Source organism: Ensifer sp. 2TAB8 (assembly GCF_052115125.1).
GTDB lineage: Bacteria > Pseudomonadota > Alphaproteobacteria > Rhizobiales > Rhizobiaceae > Ensifer.
In genome coordinates this window covers 66,053-81,375 of the sequence record NZ_JBFRGB010000001.1, presented here as the reverse complement: position 1 = coordinate 81,375, position 15,323 = coordinate 66,053, and the positions used below count along the sequence as shown (strand labels likewise).

Sequence of the window (15,323 nt, the reverse complement as noted above, 5' to 3'; positions counted from 1 at the left end):
TGTTTCGGTTCGCAACCCTTTGTAGCGGCCACGGCAGCCGAGCGGATTGCGGCAGATCCCTCGCGCCTTCTCCGTGCGCGGGTGTGCTATTTCTTCTTTGCAGGCACGCCCACCTTCACCGTGTCAGGTGCAAGCTCGCCTCCGAGTTCGACCGTCTTCTTCTTCTTGTCGAAGACGCAGATCTGCGTGACGGCGGCTTTGGAGCCTTTCGGCGTGCCGATCACCAGTGCCAGGCCGAAGCTCTCCGAGCCGAAGGGATCGTCCACGGCGCTTGCCTTCTCGAGTGAAGTGGCGGCCGCAAGGCACTTCTTGGAAACCTTTGTCCGGAACGCCTCCCATGCATCGCCGGAGGAGGCTGCGGCGTTGGACGCAAACAGGGCCGCGGCAGCGGAAAGAGCGAGGGCGGGGATGAGGCGCTGGGGCATGGGCGGTCCTTCATGCAAGGTTGTAGCGGCGGCCAAGCTGCAAGCAAACCGTGGCACGATTGTGCTCGAAAGTGTCATGCTTTCAAAATGATGTTGAAAGTATATTCCGTGGGTTGAGGAAAAATTGGCATTGCATCGGTTGCCTCCATGGGGACCGGTGCCTATGTTCCCGCTCACAGATTTCCCACACGAAATCCCATGCCAAGAGGAGATGCCCACATGGCTTTCGAATTGCCGAACCTTCCCTACGACTACGATGCGCTGGCGCCCTACATGTCGCGCGAGACGCTCGAATATCACCACGACAAGCACCACCTTGCCTACGTGACCAACGGCAACAAGCTTGCTGAAGAAGCCGGCCTCTCCGACCTGTCGCTCGAGGAAGTCGTCAAGAAGTCCTATGGCACCAATCAGCCGCTGTTCAACAATGCCGGCCAGCACTACAACCACATCCACTTCTGGAAGTGGATGAAGAAGGGTGGCGGCGGCACCAGCCTGCCGGCCAAGCTCGAAGCGGCCATCAAGTCCGATCTTGGCGGCTACGACAAGTTCCGCGCTGATTTCATCGCCGCCGGCACCGGCCAGTTCGGCTCGGGCTGGGCGTGGCTCTCGGTCAAAAACGGCAAGCTCGAAATCTCCAAGACCCCGAACGGCGAAAACCCGCTCGTTCACGGTGCTTCGCCGATCCTCGGTGTCGATGTCTGGGAACACTCCTACTACATCGACTACCGCAATGCTCGCCCGAAGTACCTCGAAGCCTTCGTCGACAGCCTGATCAACTGGGATTACGTGCTCGAAATGTACGAAGCGGCTTCCAAGTAAGTCGTCCGATTTCGACGCATGACCTTTGGACCCGGCGCTTGCGCCGGGTCTTTTCGTTTGGGCTGCACGCGGATGCGCGATGCCTTACGCCGCCGTCGGTGGTGTCTTCCAGCCGCTCACCCAGAGTTCCCTCAGGCGATTGCCTTCGCCTGGAAAATAGGCGTCCGCGGCTTCGCAATGCTCCACGCGATCGGCGCGGAAGTTGCGGATCGCCTGCCGCAACTCGCACCAGGCAACGAGATTGGCGGTTTCCGAATAGTAGATCAGCGCCACCGGCCGGATCATCCGTTCCGTGGCGCGACCGAGCTCGTCGCGATAGTTGAGCTCGAGCTTCTGCTCATCGCGGATCGCCCGGCGGACCAAGGCGAGATCGATGCCGGCGGGCGAGGGAGCGATGGTGCCCCAGGCATGCAGGGCCTGGGAGCGAAAGGCGCGCCTGAGCGGCTCGGGCACCGCGGCCGTGATCTTCTTGTTGACGCGGCCGGCGGCCGCCTTCAACTCCTCGTCGCCGGTTCGCGACAGCAGCGCCAGCGCCACGGCGATCGCTTCCGTTTCTTCGATCGAGAACATCAGCGGCGGCAGGTCGAAGCCTGGCCGGAGGATGTAGCCGATGCCGCGGCCGCCTTCGATCGGCACACGCATCGCCTGGAGCGCGGCGATGTCGCGGTAGATCGAGCGCACCGTCACCTCCAGCGTCTCGGCCATCGCCGCGCCAGTCACGGGCTTCCGCGCGAGCCGGAGGATCTGGATGATCTCGAAAAGCCGTGCCGCCTTGCGCATCGAAAACCGCTCCCGCCGTCAACGCTCCTGACAATACCTTGTCAGTTGCCCGGATTTATACCATCAGCCAACGAATTGAAAAAACAGCAATTCGTCTTGAGAATTGAAAAATCGGGCGATGGACAACTGACATGACCTACACGGAAAACCTCTGGCTCTTCTTCACCTTGCTGTTCGGCATCATCATCGTGCCGGGCATGGACATGGTCTTCGTTCTGGCGAACTCGCTGACCGGTGGGCGCGCCTCCGGGCTGTCGGCGACGGCCGGCATCATGGCGGGCGGCGTGCTGCACACGCTTTATGCGGCGCTCGGCGTCAGCGTCATCCTGCATCTGGTGCCCGGTCTCTTCAACGTGCTGCTCGTCGCCGGTGCGGGCTATATCGCCTGGATCGGCTTTTCGCTCATCAGGAGCTCGATCACCATCGGTGGGATAGAAGGTTCAGACCGGCTCTCCCGCTGGGCGAGTTTCCGCCAGGGCGCGCTGACGAGCCTGATGAACCCGAAGGCCTACCTCTTCATGCTGGCGGTCTACCCGCAGTTCCTCAAGCCGCAGTTCGGTCCGGTCTGGTCGCAGGCCCTTGTCATGGCCGCGATGATCGCGACGACGCAGCTCGCAATCTATGGTGGGCTGGCGCTTGCTGCCGGCCGCGGTCGTGATTTTCTGGTCGGCAGCCCCGGCGCAACGGTTTGGATCGGCCGCGCCGCCGGCGTCGTGCTCGTTCTGGTCGCGGCCTTGACCATCTGGCAGGGCTGGGCGAATTGATCGGAGTGAGGGTCGGAGATGAAGTATAAACATGATTATAAAATTCACGTTTATACTTCGGGCTGGTCGAAATCCCGAAAATACAGGGCGGCCATTCGAAATTCCGTTGTCGTAACAAGCACATCAAAAAAATGTTACTTCCGCTGGATAATCAAGATGACATCATGCCGGCGCATTGGACATGAAGGCTAGCCAGGCAGATTCGCCAAACAGATTTGATTGACCGGGAGATCCTGATGAAAATACGCGCACTGATGTTGGCTGCCGCACTTGCGGGCCTGGGTGTTACTGCCGTGACCGCAGCCGACGAGCCACAGGTGGTTCGCCAGCAGGCGATGAAGAAGGTCGGTGCAGCGACCGGCGCGCTTGCCGGCATTGCCAAGGGCGAGAAGCCCTACGATGCCGACGTCGTGAAAGCGTCGCTGACGACGATCAGCGAAACGATGAAGACCTTCCCCGACCATTTCCCTGTCGGCTCGGAGACGGGCCACGAGACCGAGGCGAGCCCGAAGATCTGGGAAAACCTGGATGACTTCAAGGCCAAGGCCGTCAAGCTCGGCACCGATGCCGAAACCGTTCTCGCCCAGCTTCCCGCTGATCAGGCGGCCGTCGGCGCTGCCCTCGGTGGAATCGGCAAGGATTGCGGCAGCTGTCACGAGAGCTATCGCCTGAAGAAGAATTGACGGGCGTCGATTTCGCATCGTGTTGAATATGGGAGGCACGCGACTTTGAGCCGCGTGCCTCTATCTGTATTTAGGGCCCGTCGGTTTGCGGCAGGGCGCGAGGGGTGACAATGGGTCGTCGCACGAGAAAGCTGATATCGGGTCTTGTGGTGCTGGGCGTCGTCGGTGGAGCAGCCTTCTGGTGGCTGACGAAGCCGGCGCCATGGAGTGCCTCCCACTGGGAAGGGCTCGGTGAACCGGATCTCGCCAATGGCGAACAGGTCTTCTGGGCGGGCGGCTGCGCGAGCTGTCATGCCAAGCAGGGCGCCGAAGGCGATGCGCGCCTGGTCCTTGCCGGCGGTGTGCCGCTGAAAAGCCCGTTCGGAACCTTCCATGCGCCGAACATCTCACCGGACGAGACCGCCGGCATCGGCGCGTGGACGCTTGCCGAGTTCGGCAACGCCATGACCCGCGGGGTAGGGCGCAACGGCGAGCATCTCTACCCCTCATTCCCCTATGGCTCCTACACGCGAATGACGGCGAAGGACGTCAACGACCTCTGGGGCTACATGAAAACCCTGCCAAAGAGCACCGATGTGGCGCCGCCGCACGACCTGCCTTTCCCCTACAACATGCGGATAGCGCTCGGTGGCTGGAAGCTGCTGTTCCTCACCGACAAGCCGCGCGCCGGCGTCGACGGCAATGATCCGAAGCTCACGCGCGGCCAGTATCTCGTCGAGGGACCGGGCCATTGCGGCGAATGCCACACGCCGCGAAATGCAATTGGCGGCTTTGAGCCCGAGCAGTGGCTTGCAGGAGCGCCAAACCCGGAAGGCCAGGGCCGCATCCCCAACATCACGCCCGGGTCCAAGAGCATCGGCGGCTGGAGTGCATCGGACATCGCCTCCTATCTGGAAACCGGCTTCACGCCGGAATTCGATTCCGTCGGCGGCTCCATGGTCGAGGTGCAGAAGAACATGGCGAAATTGACGCCGGCCGACCGGGAGGCGATCGCGAGCTACCTCAAGGCAATCCCGGCGCTCTGACCCTTGATCTTCGCTTGAAGGCGCGCTCAACTCGTCCTGAATGCTTCGCTTGATCGTCGCCGATCGAGAGGGAAAGCATGCAGGAATTCAAAGTGCTGCAGCGATCTTCGTGCGTCGAGAGGGACGCGTGACGCAGCAGGACAAGGAGGAGAAGACTGAATGCGCCCACACGAAACCGTGCCCTATGATCAGTGGATCGAACGCACCCCCGAGGAGATGGCGACGCGCGCCGCCGATTTCTACGAAGAGATCAACCGCCGCCGGACCACGCGCTTTTTCAGCGATCGCGCCGTGCCGCGGGAGGTCATCGAAACCTGTCTGAAGTCGGCCGGCACGGCACCGAGCGGCGCCAATCATCAACCCTGGCACTTCACGGTCATCGAGAGTGCCGCGATCAAGGCCAAGGTCCGCAGCGCGGCGGAAGAGGAGGAGCGCATCTTCTATCGGGATAAGGCACCGCAGGAATGGCTCGACGCACTGGCCCCGCTCGGTACCGATGATGACAAGCCCTTCCTGGAGACCGCTCCCTATCTGATCGTCATCTTCTCGCAAAAGCGCGGCGGCCCCAGACCGGGCGACTTGAAGAAGAACTACTACATCAACGAGAGCGTCGGCATCGCCACCGGCATCCTGATCACGGCGCTGCACCATGCCGGGCTTGCGACGCTTACCCATACGCCGGCGCCGATGAATTTTCTCAACACGATCTGCGGTAGACCCGAAAGTGAAAAGCCGTTCCTGATCCTGGTCGTCGGTTATCCCGCGCCAGATGCGACAGTCCCGATCGCCGGTAAGGTGAAAAAGTCGCTCGATCAGATCTCGAACTGGCTCTAACCCATTGATGGGAGCGCATCTTTCCGCCTCCCGCGGGTCCGCCTGGAATTCGGATGTGCGAAGCGCCAGCCGCCATTCTGAAACGCGTCCCGGGACGCGTTTCTCAGCCGACACTGGCGCGTTCGTTCACCTGATGCTCGTGTCCGTAGAGCGCGAGGAAGCCGTCGAGTTCCGCCGAGCCGAGGCCGAGGCCGTGCAGGATCTCGCCGGCAAAACTGATCGGCGCAGTTCCGGCAGCGGTGACGACATGGCCGCTGCGCAGCGCCTGCGGCTGACTGCGGTAGCGCTGCCTGCCCTGATAGCCGGGCAGCGCTGCAAGGCTTTCAGCGCTGTTGCCGGTATGGTCGATACTATTGAGAAGTCCGCTTGTGGCGAGCGCGTTGACGCCGCCGCAAATGGCTGCGACCACGCGCCTGTCGCGATCGAAAGCACGGATCGTTGCTGAGAGATCGGGAGCCTCACGCGTCTCCCAGATCGATCCGCCGCAGATCACCAACCCGTCGAAGCCTGCGGGATCGAGCGCGTCGACGGAGAGATGCGCCGAGACGTCGAGCCCGCCCATCGACGTCACCCGCGCACCGTCGGCGGTGGCGACGTCGATATCTATACCGAGGTGCGTACGCGCTGCCGCCATCAACAGCGCACATTCCCAATCGGCGAAGCCTTCACAGAGCACGATCGCAAGACGCATCGTTCGATCCTCATCCAAGCTTCTGCATATAGCGCATGCCCGTCACCGGACGAGGCACGAAGCGCTCGGATTCGTAGAAATGATGCGCCTGAAAATTGCCCGTGGCGGCGCTGACCGAAAGGAAGTCGCAGCCGGCCATCTTCGCCTGCTCGCGCGCCTTGGCAACGAGATGGCGGCCAATGCCGGTGCCGCGGCTTTCAGGGCGAACGAAGAGATGATGCAGTTCCATGCCACGCGCGCCTTCGGCGGCCCGGTAGATCGGCACCAGGATCGCGTAGCCGATCAGTCGGTTGCCGGCCTCGGCAACGAGCGCGGTGATCCAGGGCGCGCGGCCGAAGAGGTCGCGCTCAAGCTGTTCCGGTGTGATCGGCGCGGCGTCGCCGTGATGGGCGGAAAGCTCGGCGATCATGTCGCGCAGTTCCGGCAGGTCACGCTGCTTGGCGCAACGGATCGTGACCATCGGCGGTCGTGTCGACGGGACAGGGTGAAAGGTAGGGATGGCGGTCTGTAGCATTTCTGGGCTCCTCGGGTTTTTTCGCCATCAGGAGCCGGAAAAACAAAAGCCGCCTGATGGCGGCCTTGTTGAATATGATCAGCAGGCCGCTCCTATCGGAACAGCCAAAAATACACGCGGCAAATGGGTGCGTTCTTGATCATGGGCGCTAGATTGTTCGTTTTGGCGATTTTGTCAACGGGGATTTTTCAACCATCGATCGCGGCCCTCATTTTTTGGAGCGCCGCCTCAGTGTTCGCTCTCGCACATGGAGTGGTCGGCCAGGGCCCGGATCACATAGCAGTCACCCACCGTGTGATTGCCGTCGCAGGCGACGATGCGCTCCAGTTCCTGCTCCAGCTTTCTCAGCCTGGCGATCTTTTCGCGAACGGTCGCCAGGTGCTCGCTGGCGATCCGGTCGGCCTCGCCGCAGGGACGCTCCGGATGCTGGCTGAGGGCGAGCAGGTCGCGGATCGAATCGATCGACAGGCCGAGGTCGCGCGCGTGACGGATGAATGCCAGCCGCTCGAGTTCGCTTTTCTCGTAGCGCCGCTGGTTGCCTTCGGAGCGTTCGGGCGCCGCGATCAGCCCCATCTGCTCGTAATAGCGGATCGTCGGAATCTTGACGCCGGTGCGCCGGGAGAGATCGCCAATGGAATACATGCTCGCCTCAAACCTATAGCTTCTGGAGCAATAGATAGTTGCGTGCTGCATTGTGTCAATGGCGGGGTGAGGGAAGGGCCCACACGGGCCCTTCCCGACGGCAAGTAGTTCCGGCCCGGCCTAGCCGGGGTCCTTGCCGAGGAACGAGAGCAGCACCTCGTCGAAGTGATCGCTTTCTTCCAGTTGCGGCGTATGCCCGCTCTCCTCGAAGGTTCGCACCGTCAGGTCAGCGAAGTCTCCCCGGTACTCGTCCCAGGTGGAGGCTGGAGCAACGAGATAGTCCGATCGGCCAAGGGCCAACAGCACGGGCGCCGTCAGCGCGTTCAACCCTTTGCGGATGTCGATATCGCGAAAGACCTCGCCCCAGAGATGGTCGAAGACAGCGTTGTTGACCGTGACATCAAGCCAAAGCGGCGCGGCATCGAAGTCCGGCTGATGCCAGCTCCTGGCGCCAAGCCGAATCAGCAGCGATTTGAAGCGCTCCTCCGGCCGAGCTGCGATGTCGGCGCCAAGCGCGGCCATCTCCCGCTCGAAGGTTGCCTTGCGCTCAGGCGATACGGTCTCCTCCCAGATCCGGTCGGCGACGGCCATATGGCGGGCAGAATGGCTCGGGCCGGTACCGACCATGACAAGATGGCTGATGTGCTCCGGATGCCGCTTGGCATATTCGAGCGCCATGTAGCCATGGCCGGAATGGCCGAGGATCGCAAAGCGCTCGAGACCGAGATGCGCGCGCAGCCGGTCGATGTCGGCAAGCACCGTCTCGAAGCCGATGTCGCCAGAGGCATATTCGCCCCGGGCCGGTGCGAAACCGCGATGGTCGACGAAGACCAGGCGCAGCTTTTCGCGAAGCGCCTTGGAGAAGGTGCGCGGATAGTAGATGGCGCTGCCGATGACGAGCAGCGGCATGCCGCTGCCTTCGATCGTATAGCCAAGGTCGAAGGGACCGGCGCGAAGGCTTCCGGTTTCGGAAACAAATCCGTTTTTCGAAGTCATGAATATGATCCCAGCGGTGGCCGGTGAGCGGTCATATCGACGTCAGGCGTTCACGCGGCCAGAAAAAGCAATGCCAAAAGCCGCCGAAAAGCGGTCGTGGCGTCGGTAGTTTTCTGTCGGTGAGCGTCGCTAGCGGATCAGGCGCACGGGTCTTGGTCCTCTTTTGGGGACCGCTGAATACCATCCTTGGTCAGGGCAGGACAAGTCGTGCGTCCTGCCCGAGGTCCCACAAGGCTCTGTCAGGCGATGTCGCTGCCGCTGTCGGCAATGTCGGTGGCTGCGTTGTCACGCTGTTTCTCGACACCCATCGCACGTTCGACCCCCCGGCGAATTTCGTCCTCGACGGCCTTCCGCTGTTCGGTATCCATCGCCTTGAGATCCTCTTCGTTGAGGCCAAGCGATTCCAGGATTTGAGCGCGGATCTGTTCTGCCAGGCTCATCTTCGACCGCTTCAGGAACTCGTCGCTGACCGAGTTTCCTGACGGTGTCGCCCCTTCCTGGTCCGTGATCGAGGCGGAGCCGGTTTCCTCGCGGGTCGCGGTCGCCCACAGGGCGTTGGAGAGCGCGCTTGATGTCGAGGGCGGCGCAATCGTTGGGGCCTGGCGCGGGCGCGCGTCTGTCCCGGTCTCCTCGATCGGCGAAACCGTGCCCATCTGCTGGCGGCGCTGGGAGAAGTAGTAGTTCGAGATGCTGTTGTCGATCTTCATGGGAATCCCCCGGAATCTGTCGTCCGGGGGAAGCTGCTGTCGCGGGCTTGCGCGGAGCTTGCTTTTGCAACCCTCTAGCGAGATTTAGGGATGCCTCTCGCGCTTCACGGCAGGGTGTAGGCGATGATGTAATCGCCGGGCTTCGTGCCGACCGAGCCGTGGCCGCCGGCGACGATCAGCACATATTGCTTGTCGCCGACCGCGTAGCTCATCGGCGTCGACTGGCCACCGGCGGGCAGGCGCGCTTCCCAGAGCTGGCGGCCAGTCGTCAGGTCATAGGCGCGCAGATAGTCGTCGACCGCAGCGCCCAGGAAGGCAACGCCGCCCTTGGTGATCATGGGCCCGCCTATGCCGGGTACGCCCACCTTGAACGGCAGCGGCAATGGCGTCATGTCCTCGACGGTGCCGTTCTTGTGCTTGTAGGCGATCTTGCCGGTTCGAAGATCCGCGCCGGCGACATAGCCCCATGGCGGCGCCTGGCAGGGAATGCCGAGCGGTCCGAGGAAGGGACCCATGAAGACGCCATAGGGCGCTCCATCGTTGCGATTGAGGCCCTGTTCCGAACCTTTTTCGTCCTGGCCCTTCGGCGGGACCTGGTCGCGGGGCACGAGGCGCGAGGTGAAGGCGAGATAGGTCGGCATGCCGAACATCACCTGCCGTTCCGGATCGACCGCGACGGAGCCCCAATTGAAGGTGCCGAAGTTGCCAGGATAGACCAGAGTGCCTTCGAGCGACGGCGGCGTGTAGCGCCCCTCGTATTTCAGCGACCGGAACTCGATGCGGCACGCAAGCTGGTCGAAGAGCGTGACGCCCCACATATCCTTCTCTTGCAGCGGTGCAGGCATGAAGGTGAGGCCGGAGACCGGTTGCGTCGGCGCAGTGAAATCCTCGCGGATCGCCCCGCCCGGCGCCTGGACTTCCTCGACCGGGATGATCGGCTCGCCGCTTCTGCGGTCGAGCACGTAGATGTCGCCCTGTTTTGTCGGTCCGACCAGCGCCGGCACGACCGTGCCGTCTTCCTTGGTGATGTCGAGCAGGGCCGGCTGCGCCGGCACGTCCATGTCCCAGAGATCGTGATGCACGGTCTGGCGCACCCAGCGCACCGCGCCCGAGGCGATGTCGAGTGCGACGATCGAGGAGGAATATTTCTCGACGTGCTCGCTCCGGCCCATGCCGAGCTGGTCCGGCACCTGGTTGCCCATCGGAATGTAGACGAGGCCCAGGGCTTCGTCATAGCTGAAGACCGACCAGCTGTTCGGCGAGTTGGTCGTGTAGGTCTGGCCCTCGGGAAGAGGCATCGTCACATCCGGGTTGCCGCTGTCCCAGTTCCAGATCAGCGCGCCGGTGTTGATGTCGAAGGCACGGATGACGCCGGACTGTTCCTGGGTCGAGTAGTTGTCGTTGACGGCGCCGCCGATGATGAGCTTGCCGGCGACCGCCACCGGCGGGGACGTCGAATAATAGTAGCCGGCGGGGTTGTACTTCATGCCCGCTTCGAGCTTCAGCACGCCATTATCGGCAAAGCTGGTGCAGACGGAACCGTTTGTCGCGTCGAGGGCGATCAGGCGCGCATCGGAGGTTGGCAGGTAAACCCGCTCGGCGCAGGGGCTGCCGGGCGCTGCGGCCGGATCGGCCCAATAGGTGACGCCGCGGCAAGTCTGGTGCTGGCGGTCGGGGTTCATGCCCGAGTTGGAATCATACTTCCATTTTTCCTCGCCGGTCGCCGCGTCGAGTGCGATCGCCCAATTGTGCGGCGTGCAGGCGTAGAGCGTATCTTTCACCTTGAGCGGCGTGACCTGATAAGTCGTCTCGCCGACATCCTCCGGTCGTTTGACGTCGCCGGTCTGGTACTGCCAGGCGACCTTCAGATTGGCGACATTGTCAGGCGTGATCTGGTCGAGCGGCGAATAACGCTGGCCGAAGGAGCTTCGTCCGTATTGGTGCCACTCACCCGGAGGCACCGAGCCACCGAGCGGAGGGTCGGCGGCAACGACATCGCTTGGCAGATCTCCGCGGATATCGTGCGGATCCAGCGTCAGCGCATATCCGGCCACGCCGATCGCGATGAGTACGGTGATCGCCAGCGGCCAGGCGCTCACCGCATAACGTTCGCCCGTTGGGCTCTCGAAGCCGAGCGGCCGACGGACGGAAGGCAGCAGCAGCCAGAGCCCCAGGAGCACGATGACGCCTCCGCGCGGGCCGAGTTGCCACCAGTCGAATCCGACCTCCGAGATCGCCCAGCCGAGCGAGCCGAGGATCATGAACGCATAGAGCCAGATCGCCGCCGATTTTCGCTTGAACAGGAGTACGGCCGTCAGCAGGAAGCCGATGCCGATGACGAGATAAAAGGGGCTGCCGCCAAGCATCAGCAGCTTGACCCCGCCACCGCCGAGCACGAGGCCGATGAGAGCGAAGACGATGGCCGTCAGGATGAGCATGATGCAAACTCCCGCATTGAAGCACAGTGCCGCGACACCGTTTTTCCATGACGCTGGTCCCCGTTCGGGGCCGCGTGAGACAGGTCGGTTTCGGAGTCGGCGGTCGCAATCGACGTCGCGGCAACCAGGTCGGCAACGGCGCGTTTGGCGCGCCCTTACCGCTAGCACCTAACGCGCGGCACCTGCCTTTCAATAGCCACAATTCCGCCATGCGGAATTTTAGGGGTATGCGATGGGGTTGTGCTCAAGGTGCTGATAGGTCGGACGGCAAAGAGCTGACACGCACTTCGCCGGCACCTGCTGGCAGCGAAAAGGGGCGCTGCCTTCGCTACGCGCAAAAACAAGAGGATAGAGCGTTTCGGTGAATCAGGATTGGAGGAACTGCGCGGGATCGCCACAGGGCGACGCCGCCTCAGCAAGCGTGAATGCGGCGGCCGTCACGTGCCGCAGAAGGTTCGCTGCACTTCCTCTTCGGGTTTCGGCGGCTCCTGGTAGGCGGCAAAACGCGGCTGATCCTCGTAAGGCTTCGCGGTCACGTCGACCAGCGCCTCGAACAGCGAAAAGTCGGCGTCCTCGGTGGCTGCCGCGATCGCCTGTTCGATCCGGTGATTGCGGGGGATGTAGGCGGGGTTCACGGTCTTCATCGCCGCCGAGCGCTCTTCAGGTGTCGTCGTTTCGCGGCCAAGCCGTTGGCGCCAGTCCTGAAGCCATGGCTCTATCGCCTCGACGGAGGCGAACGACGAGCCCAACAGTGCGTCGGCCGCGGGATCGCGTGCGCTCTCGCAGAGCCGGCGGAAGGTCAGGGTAAAGTCGGCTTCGCCCTTGTGCATGTCGGTTAGCAGCGATTGCACGAGGTCGAGATCGCCTTCTTCGCTCGTGGCCAGCCCGATCTTGGCGCGCATGCCGTCCAGCCAATGGCGCTGGAAGATTGCGCCGTATTCGCCGAGCGCATCATTGGCCAGTTCAACCGCCGTATCCGCGTTGTCATCGAAGAGCGGCACCAGGGTCTCGGCCAGGCGGGCGAGGTTCCATTGGCCAATGGCGGGTTGGCTCGCATAGGCATAGCGGCCGATCTGGTCGATCGACGAGAACACCTTCTTGGGATCGTAGGCATCCATGAAGGCGCAGGGGCCGAAGTCGATCGTCTCGCCGGATATCGTCATGTTGTCGGTGTTCATCACGCCATGAATGAAGCCGACATGCAGCCAGCGGGCGATCAGTTCCGCCTGACGCGCGCTCACCGCCTTGAAGAAGGCGAGATAGGGCCGCTCCTCGTCCTTGATCTCGGGATCGTGCCGGTCGATCGCGTAGTCGGCGAGAATCTTCACCGAGGCCATGTCGCCGCGCGCGGCGAAGAACTGGAAGGTGCCGACGCGCATGTGGCTGGCGGCGACGCGCGTGACGATGGCGCCGGGCAGGATCTGTTCGCGATAGACCGGCTGGCCGGTGACGACGGCGGCAAGCGCCCGCGTCGTGGGGATGCCGAGCGCAAACATCGCCTCGCTGACGATGTACTCGCGCAGCACCGGACCGAGCGCCGCACGCCCGTCGCCGCGGCGCGAAAACGGTGTCTGTCCCGGCCCCTTCAGCTGGATGTCGCGCCGCTTTCCGTTGCGATCGATCACTTCGCCGATGAGGATCGCCCGGCCGTCGCCAAGTTGCGGCACGAAGGTTCCGAACTGGTGGCCGGCATAGGCCATGGCGAGCGGTTCGGCGCCATCAGGCACGCGATTGCCCGAGAAGATCTGCGCACCGTCGCGCTCGAGTGCGGCCACATCGAGCCCGAGCTCCTCGGCGAGCGGCTTGTTGAGCTTGATCAGCCAGGGTTCGGCGACGGGGGTGGGCTCGACGCGCGCGAAGAACTGCTGCGGCAGGCGCGCATAGCTGTTGTCGAAGGCGAAGGCTTCGGCGTTTCCGGTCGGTGAGGGGGGAGCGTAGTTCATGATCAAGCGGTCAACGGCGTCTGCCGGGAGAACCCGGGGCCGTCCTTTCCGCCCAAGTCTACACGAGATCGCGATAATTTTGGGTCGCATCGACCAAAAAACGTCAACACGAAAAAAGCGGCGCCCTCCCGCGATCACTCGCGAGAGGGCCGGGAGGGCGAGGCCCCGTACCTCAGGCGCTCAGCGCCGTCGGTGGAAGGCAGGCCTCGCAGATTGCCGCGATGTGGCGATGATCGGTGCCGCAGCAGCCACCGAGGATGCGCAATCGTGGCAAATGCGTCGTCAGTGTTCTATACCGCCGACCGAGGTCGGCGGGGTCGCCGGCATCGAGCGTTTCGCTATTGTCGAGTTCGGCGTGGCTCATCGTCGAGGCGTTGGCCCGGATACCGGCAATGCGATCGGTCCATGGGCTGCGGCCGTCCAGGCTCGTCTCGAAATGAGCGGGATGGGCGCAATTGATCATGTAGTAATGCGGGTAGCCGCCGGTCTCCGCGTCGACGGTCTCGATCGCGGACTGGAGGCTGCGGCCATCCGGTAGCCTGCCATCTGTCTCCACCGTGAAGGAGATGGCGCAGGGCATGCCATGGCTCTGAGCCGCCCGGGCAATGCCGATCGCTTCGTCAACGCTGGTCAGCGTATAGGCGCTCACCATGTCCGCATCGCTGGCAGCGAAGGCTGAAACCTGCGGCGAATGATAGTCCTCGGCCTCGTCGGGCACCATGCGGCCCAGGCGATAGCCGTCGCCACGTGGTCCGATCGCTCCGCTGAGCACGATCGGCGCCTGCGGCCGCTCATACTCGCCGCGCAGTTCCGTGAGCATGTAGATCGCGTTCTGGTTCGTGACGGTCAATGCCTCGTCGTCGTAGCCGAGCTTTACGCCCCAATCCGAACTCGCACGCCATGTGGGCGTGTCGAGCACGAAGCCGGTGCCGTGTTGCTGAGCGATCGCGAGGTAGCGTGCATAGTAGCTCAGCAGCCGACGCCGTCCGTCGGCCGTGGAAAGCATTACGAAGGCTGCGAAATGCGGAAGCGTGACGCCCTCGTGGAAGATCAGCGTCGTCTCCATGCCGCCGTCGCTTAGGAAGAGTCCACCCTTCAAGAGCGGCAGGCTCCGTCGGTATTTGGCCATATCGGTCTCCACCGGTTCAGTCTTGCTGATGAGGCCCGGGGACACCTCCAATCCCGCAGAACCAGCTAAATTACTGCCTTTTTATCGTCTTCTAAACTAGACGACTTAAGGTATACTGTTGCTAATATACCCGCATATTTTAGTGAAATCAGTCACTTACTGCGTTGGTTCCGTCACGGCGTCACCGGCTGGTGGCCCCTTCGCTGTCGGAAACCGCACCAATGGTAGGGCAGCGGCTAATGCGAAAGGGTGAGGAAACGCGAGCGAGAATCCTCGACACCGCTGAGGCCGCGGTGCTGGCGAAGGGTTTCGGCGCGACCTCGATCAACGAACTGATCGCCGAGATCGGCATTACCAAGAGCGGCTTCTTCTACCATTTCCGGGACAAGAACGAACTCGCCCGGGCGCTGCTCGAACGCTATATCGAGAACGACGAGCGCATCTACGACGAAATCTTTGGGCGGGCTCATCAATTGGCCGATGATCCGCTGCAGGCTCTTCTGCTCGGCCTGAAACTGCTGTCCGAAACTCTGTCCGATTTGCCGAACGGCCATCCGGGTTGCCTGGTCGCTGTCATGTGCACCCAGGAGCGGGCCTTCGATCGCGAGATCCAGGAAATCAACCGGCAGGCCGCGCTGATGTGGCGCCGCCGCTTCGGTGCGATGTTCGAGGAGATCATGCGCGTCTATCGGCCACGCGAGCCGCTGGACGTCGACCAGCTCGCCGACATGGTTTCGACCGTGCTCGAAGGCGGCATCATCCTGTCGAAGGCGCTGAAGCAGCCCGAGAGCCTGCCGCAGCAGTTGCTCGTGCTTCGGTCCTTCGTCCGGCTGCTGTTTCAGCCTGCGGCGTGAGCAATTCCAGGAAAAGTGTGAAGCGGTTTTCCGTCCGGAATTGCGGCATAAAAAGCCAATTCCAGGAAAAGTGTGA

General features: G+C 62.7%; 16 protein-coding genes. 6 read left to right on the top strand and 10 right to left on the bottom strand.

Annotation, left to right across the window (positions count from 1 at the left end):
• Positions 1-86: 86 nt before the first annotated feature.
• Positions 87-425: a hypothetical protein gene (locus AB4Z53_RS00410; protein ID WP_441594170.1), complete on the bottom strand. Its 339-nt coding sequence runs from the start codon at positions 423-425 to the stop codon at positions 87-89.
• A 219-nt stretch (positions 426-644) separates the two neighbouring features.
• Here AB4Z53_RS00410 and AB4Z53_RS00405 point away from each other — a divergent pair, with 219 nt between their 5' ends.
• Positions 645-1,247: a superoxide dismutase gene (locus AB4Z53_RS00405; protein ID WP_104667710.1), complete on the top strand. Its 603-nt coding sequence runs from the start codon at positions 645-647 to the stop codon at positions 1,245-1,247.
• A gap of 84 nt (positions 1,248-1,331) precedes the next feature.
• Here the strand turns inward: AB4Z53_RS00405 and AB4Z53_RS00400 are convergent, their stop codons facing one another.
• Positions 1,332-2,027 carry a helix-turn-helix transcriptional regulator gene (locus AB4Z53_RS00400; protein ID WP_113537891.1) on the bottom strand — a complete coding sequence of 232 codons (696 nt, stop codon included), beginning with the start codon at positions 2,025-2,027 and terminating at the stop codon, positions 1,332-1,334.
• 131 nt (positions 2,028-2,158) lie between these two features.
• On the opposite strand from AB4Z53_RS00400, the gene AB4Z53_RS00395 reads away from it, so the two are divergent.
• From AB4Z53_RS00395 to AB4Z53_RS00380, 4 genes are all read left to right on the top strand, one after another.
• Entirely contained in the window at positions 2,159-2,791 is a 633-nt protein-coding gene (locus tag AB4Z53_RS00395; protein ID WP_441594169.1) for a LysE family translocator, read from the top strand.
• Between the two features lie 236 nt (positions 2,792-3,027).
• The gene (locus AB4Z53_RS00390) at positions 3,028-3,474 is read left to right on the top strand and encodes a c-type cytochrome (RefSeq protein WP_113537889.1); all 447 of its coding nucleotides are present in this window, start codon (positions 3,028-3,030) and stop codon (positions 3,472-3,474) included.
• A gap of 110 nt (positions 3,475-3,584) precedes the next feature.
• Positions 3,585-4,499: a c-type cytochrome gene (locus AB4Z53_RS00385; RefSeq protein ID WP_291155621.1), complete on the top strand. Its 915-nt coding sequence runs from the start codon at positions 3,585-3,587 to the stop codon at positions 4,497-4,499.
• Between the two features lie 159 nt (positions 4,500-4,658).
• Positions 4,659-5,333 (top strand): nitroreductase family protein, encoded by a 675-nt coding sequence (locus AB4Z53_RS00380; protein WP_441594168.1) that lies wholly within the window; start codon positions 4,659-4,661, stop codon positions 5,331-5,333.
• Between the two features lie 103 nt (positions 5,334-5,436).
• Here AB4Z53_RS00380 and AB4Z53_RS00375 read toward each other — a convergent pair whose 3' ends face one another.
• The 8 genes from AB4Z53_RS00375 to AB4Z53_RS00340 all read right to left on the bottom strand — a co-directional run bounded on the left by AB4Z53_RS00375 (position 5,437) and on the right by AB4Z53_RS00340 (position 14,393).
• The gene (locus AB4Z53_RS00375) at positions 5,437-6,024 is read right to left on the bottom strand and encodes a DJ-1/PfpI family protein (protein ID WP_441594167.1); all 588 of its coding nucleotides are present in this window, start codon (positions 6,022-6,024) and stop codon (positions 5,437-5,439) included.
• Positions 6,025-6,034: 10 nt separating this feature from the next.
• On the bottom strand, positions 6,035-6,538 hold the full coding sequence (locus tag AB4Z53_RS00370) for a GNAT family N-acetyltransferase (RefSeq protein ID WP_441594166.1): 504 nt from the start codon (positions 6,536-6,538) through the stop codon (positions 6,035-6,037).
• 228 nt (positions 6,539-6,766) lie between these two features.
• Positions 6,767-7,180 carry a MerR family transcriptional regulator gene (locus tag AB4Z53_RS00365; protein ID WP_113537884.1) on the bottom strand — a complete coding sequence of 138 codons (414 nt, stop codon included), beginning with the start codon at positions 7,178-7,180 and terminating at the stop codon, positions 6,767-6,769.
• A 120-nt stretch (positions 7,181-7,300) separates the two neighbouring features.
• A complete protein-coding gene (locus AB4Z53_RS00360) occupies positions 7,301-8,176 on the bottom strand; it encodes an alpha/beta fold hydrolase (RefSeq protein ID WP_441594165.1) in 876 nt (291 codons plus the stop codon).
• 239 nt (positions 8,177-8,415) lie between these two features.
• Positions 8,416-8,883, bottom strand: coding sequence for a hypothetical protein (locus AB4Z53_RS00355; RefSeq protein ID WP_441594164.1), 468 nt, complete (start codon positions 8,881-8,883; stop codon positions 8,416-8,418).
• A 104-nt stretch (positions 8,884-8,987) separates the two neighbouring features.
• Complete coding sequence (locus AB4Z53_RS00350) at positions 8,988-11,321, bottom strand: glucose/quinate/shikimate family membrane-bound PQQ-dependent dehydrogenase (RefSeq protein ID WP_441594163.1); 2,334 nt, start codon at positions 11,319-11,321, stop codon at positions 8,988-8,990.
• A gap of 437 nt (positions 11,322-11,758) precedes the next feature.
• Positions 11,759-13,264, bottom strand: coding sequence for a protein adenylyltransferase SelO (locus AB4Z53_RS00345; protein WP_441594162.1), 1,506 nt, complete (start codon positions 13,262-13,264; stop codon positions 11,759-11,761).
• A 172-nt stretch (positions 13,265-13,436) separates the two neighbouring features.
• Complete coding sequence (locus AB4Z53_RS00340) at positions 13,437-14,393, bottom strand: homocysteine S-methyltransferase family protein (protein ID WP_441594161.1); 957 nt, start codon at positions 14,391-14,393, stop codon at positions 13,437-13,439.
• 239 nt (positions 14,394-14,632) lie between these two features.
• Here AB4Z53_RS00340 and AB4Z53_RS00335 point away from each other — a divergent pair, with 239 nt between their 5' ends.
• A complete protein-coding gene (locus AB4Z53_RS00335; RefSeq protein WP_441594160.1) occupies positions 14,633-15,247 on the top strand; it encodes a TetR/AcrR family transcriptional regulator in 615 nt (204 codons plus the stop codon).
• The last annotated feature ends 76 nt before the right edge of the window (positions 15,248-15,323 follow it).

Excerpts from the sequence above, each read along its gene's own strand:
- AB4Z53_RS00400 (WP_113537891.1), bottom strand. The coding sequence starts at position 2,027 with ATGCGCAAGGCGGCACGGCTTTTCGAGATCATCCAGATCCTCCGGCTC.
- AB4Z53_RS00335 (WP_441594160.1), top strand. The coding sequence starts at position 14,633 with ATGCGAAAGGGTGAGGAAACGCGAGCGAGAATCCTCGACACCGCTGAG.
- AB4Z53_RS00405 (WP_104667710.1), top strand. The coding sequence starts at position 645 with ATGGCTTTCGAATTGCCGAACCTTCCCTACGACTACGATGCGCTGGCG.
- AB4Z53_RS00355 (WP_441594164.1), bottom strand. The coding sequence starts at position 8,883 with ATGAAGATCGACAACAGCATCTCGAACTACTACTTCTCCCAGCGCCGC.
- AB4Z53_RS00410 (WP_441594170.1), bottom strand. The coding sequence starts at position 425 with ATGCCCCAGCGCCTCATCCCCGCCCTCGCTCTTTCCGCTGCCGCGGCC.
- AB4Z53_RS00385 (WP_291155621.1), top strand. The coding sequence starts at position 3,585 with ATGGGTCGTCGCACGAGAAAGCTGATATCGGGTCTTGTGGTGCTGGGC.
- AB4Z53_RS00350 (WP_441594163.1), bottom strand. The coding sequence starts at position 11,321 with ATGCTCATCCTGACGGCCATCGTCTTCGCTCTCATCGGCCTCGTGCTC.
- AB4Z53_RS00340 (WP_441594161.1), bottom strand. The coding sequence starts at position 14,393 with ATGGCCAAATACCGACGGAGCCTGCCGCTCTTGAAGGGTGGACTCTTC.
- AB4Z53_RS00380 (WP_441594168.1), top strand. The coding sequence starts at position 4,659 with ATGCGCCCACACGAAACCGTGCCCTATGATCAGTGGATCGAACGCACC.
- AB4Z53_RS00360 (WP_441594165.1), bottom strand. The coding sequence starts at position 8,176 with ATGACTTCGAAAAACGGATTTGTTTCCGAAACCGGAAGCCTTCGCGCC.
- AB4Z53_RS00375 (WP_441594167.1), bottom strand. The coding sequence starts at position 6,024 with ATGCGTCTTGCGATCGTGCTCTGTGAAGGCTTCGCCGATTGGGAATGT.
- AB4Z53_RS00390 (WP_113537889.1), top strand. The coding sequence starts at position 3,028 with ATGAAAATACGCGCACTGATGTTGGCTGCCGCACTTGCGGGCCTGGGT.
- AB4Z53_RS00370 (WP_441594166.1), bottom strand. The coding sequence starts at position 6,538 with ATGCTACAGACCGCCATCCCTACCTTTCACCCTGTCCCGTCGACACGA.
- AB4Z53_RS00395 (WP_441594169.1), top strand. The coding sequence starts at position 2,159 with ATGACCTACACGGAAAACCTCTGGCTCTTCTTCACCTTGCTGTTCGGC.
- AB4Z53_RS00365 (WP_113537884.1), bottom strand. The coding sequence starts at position 7,180 with ATGTATTCCATTGGCGATCTCTCCCGGCGCACCGGCGTCAAGATTCCG.
- AB4Z53_RS00345 (WP_441594162.1), bottom strand. The coding sequence starts at position 13,264 with ATGAACTACGCTCCCCCCTCACCGACCGGAAACGCCGAAGCCTTCGCC.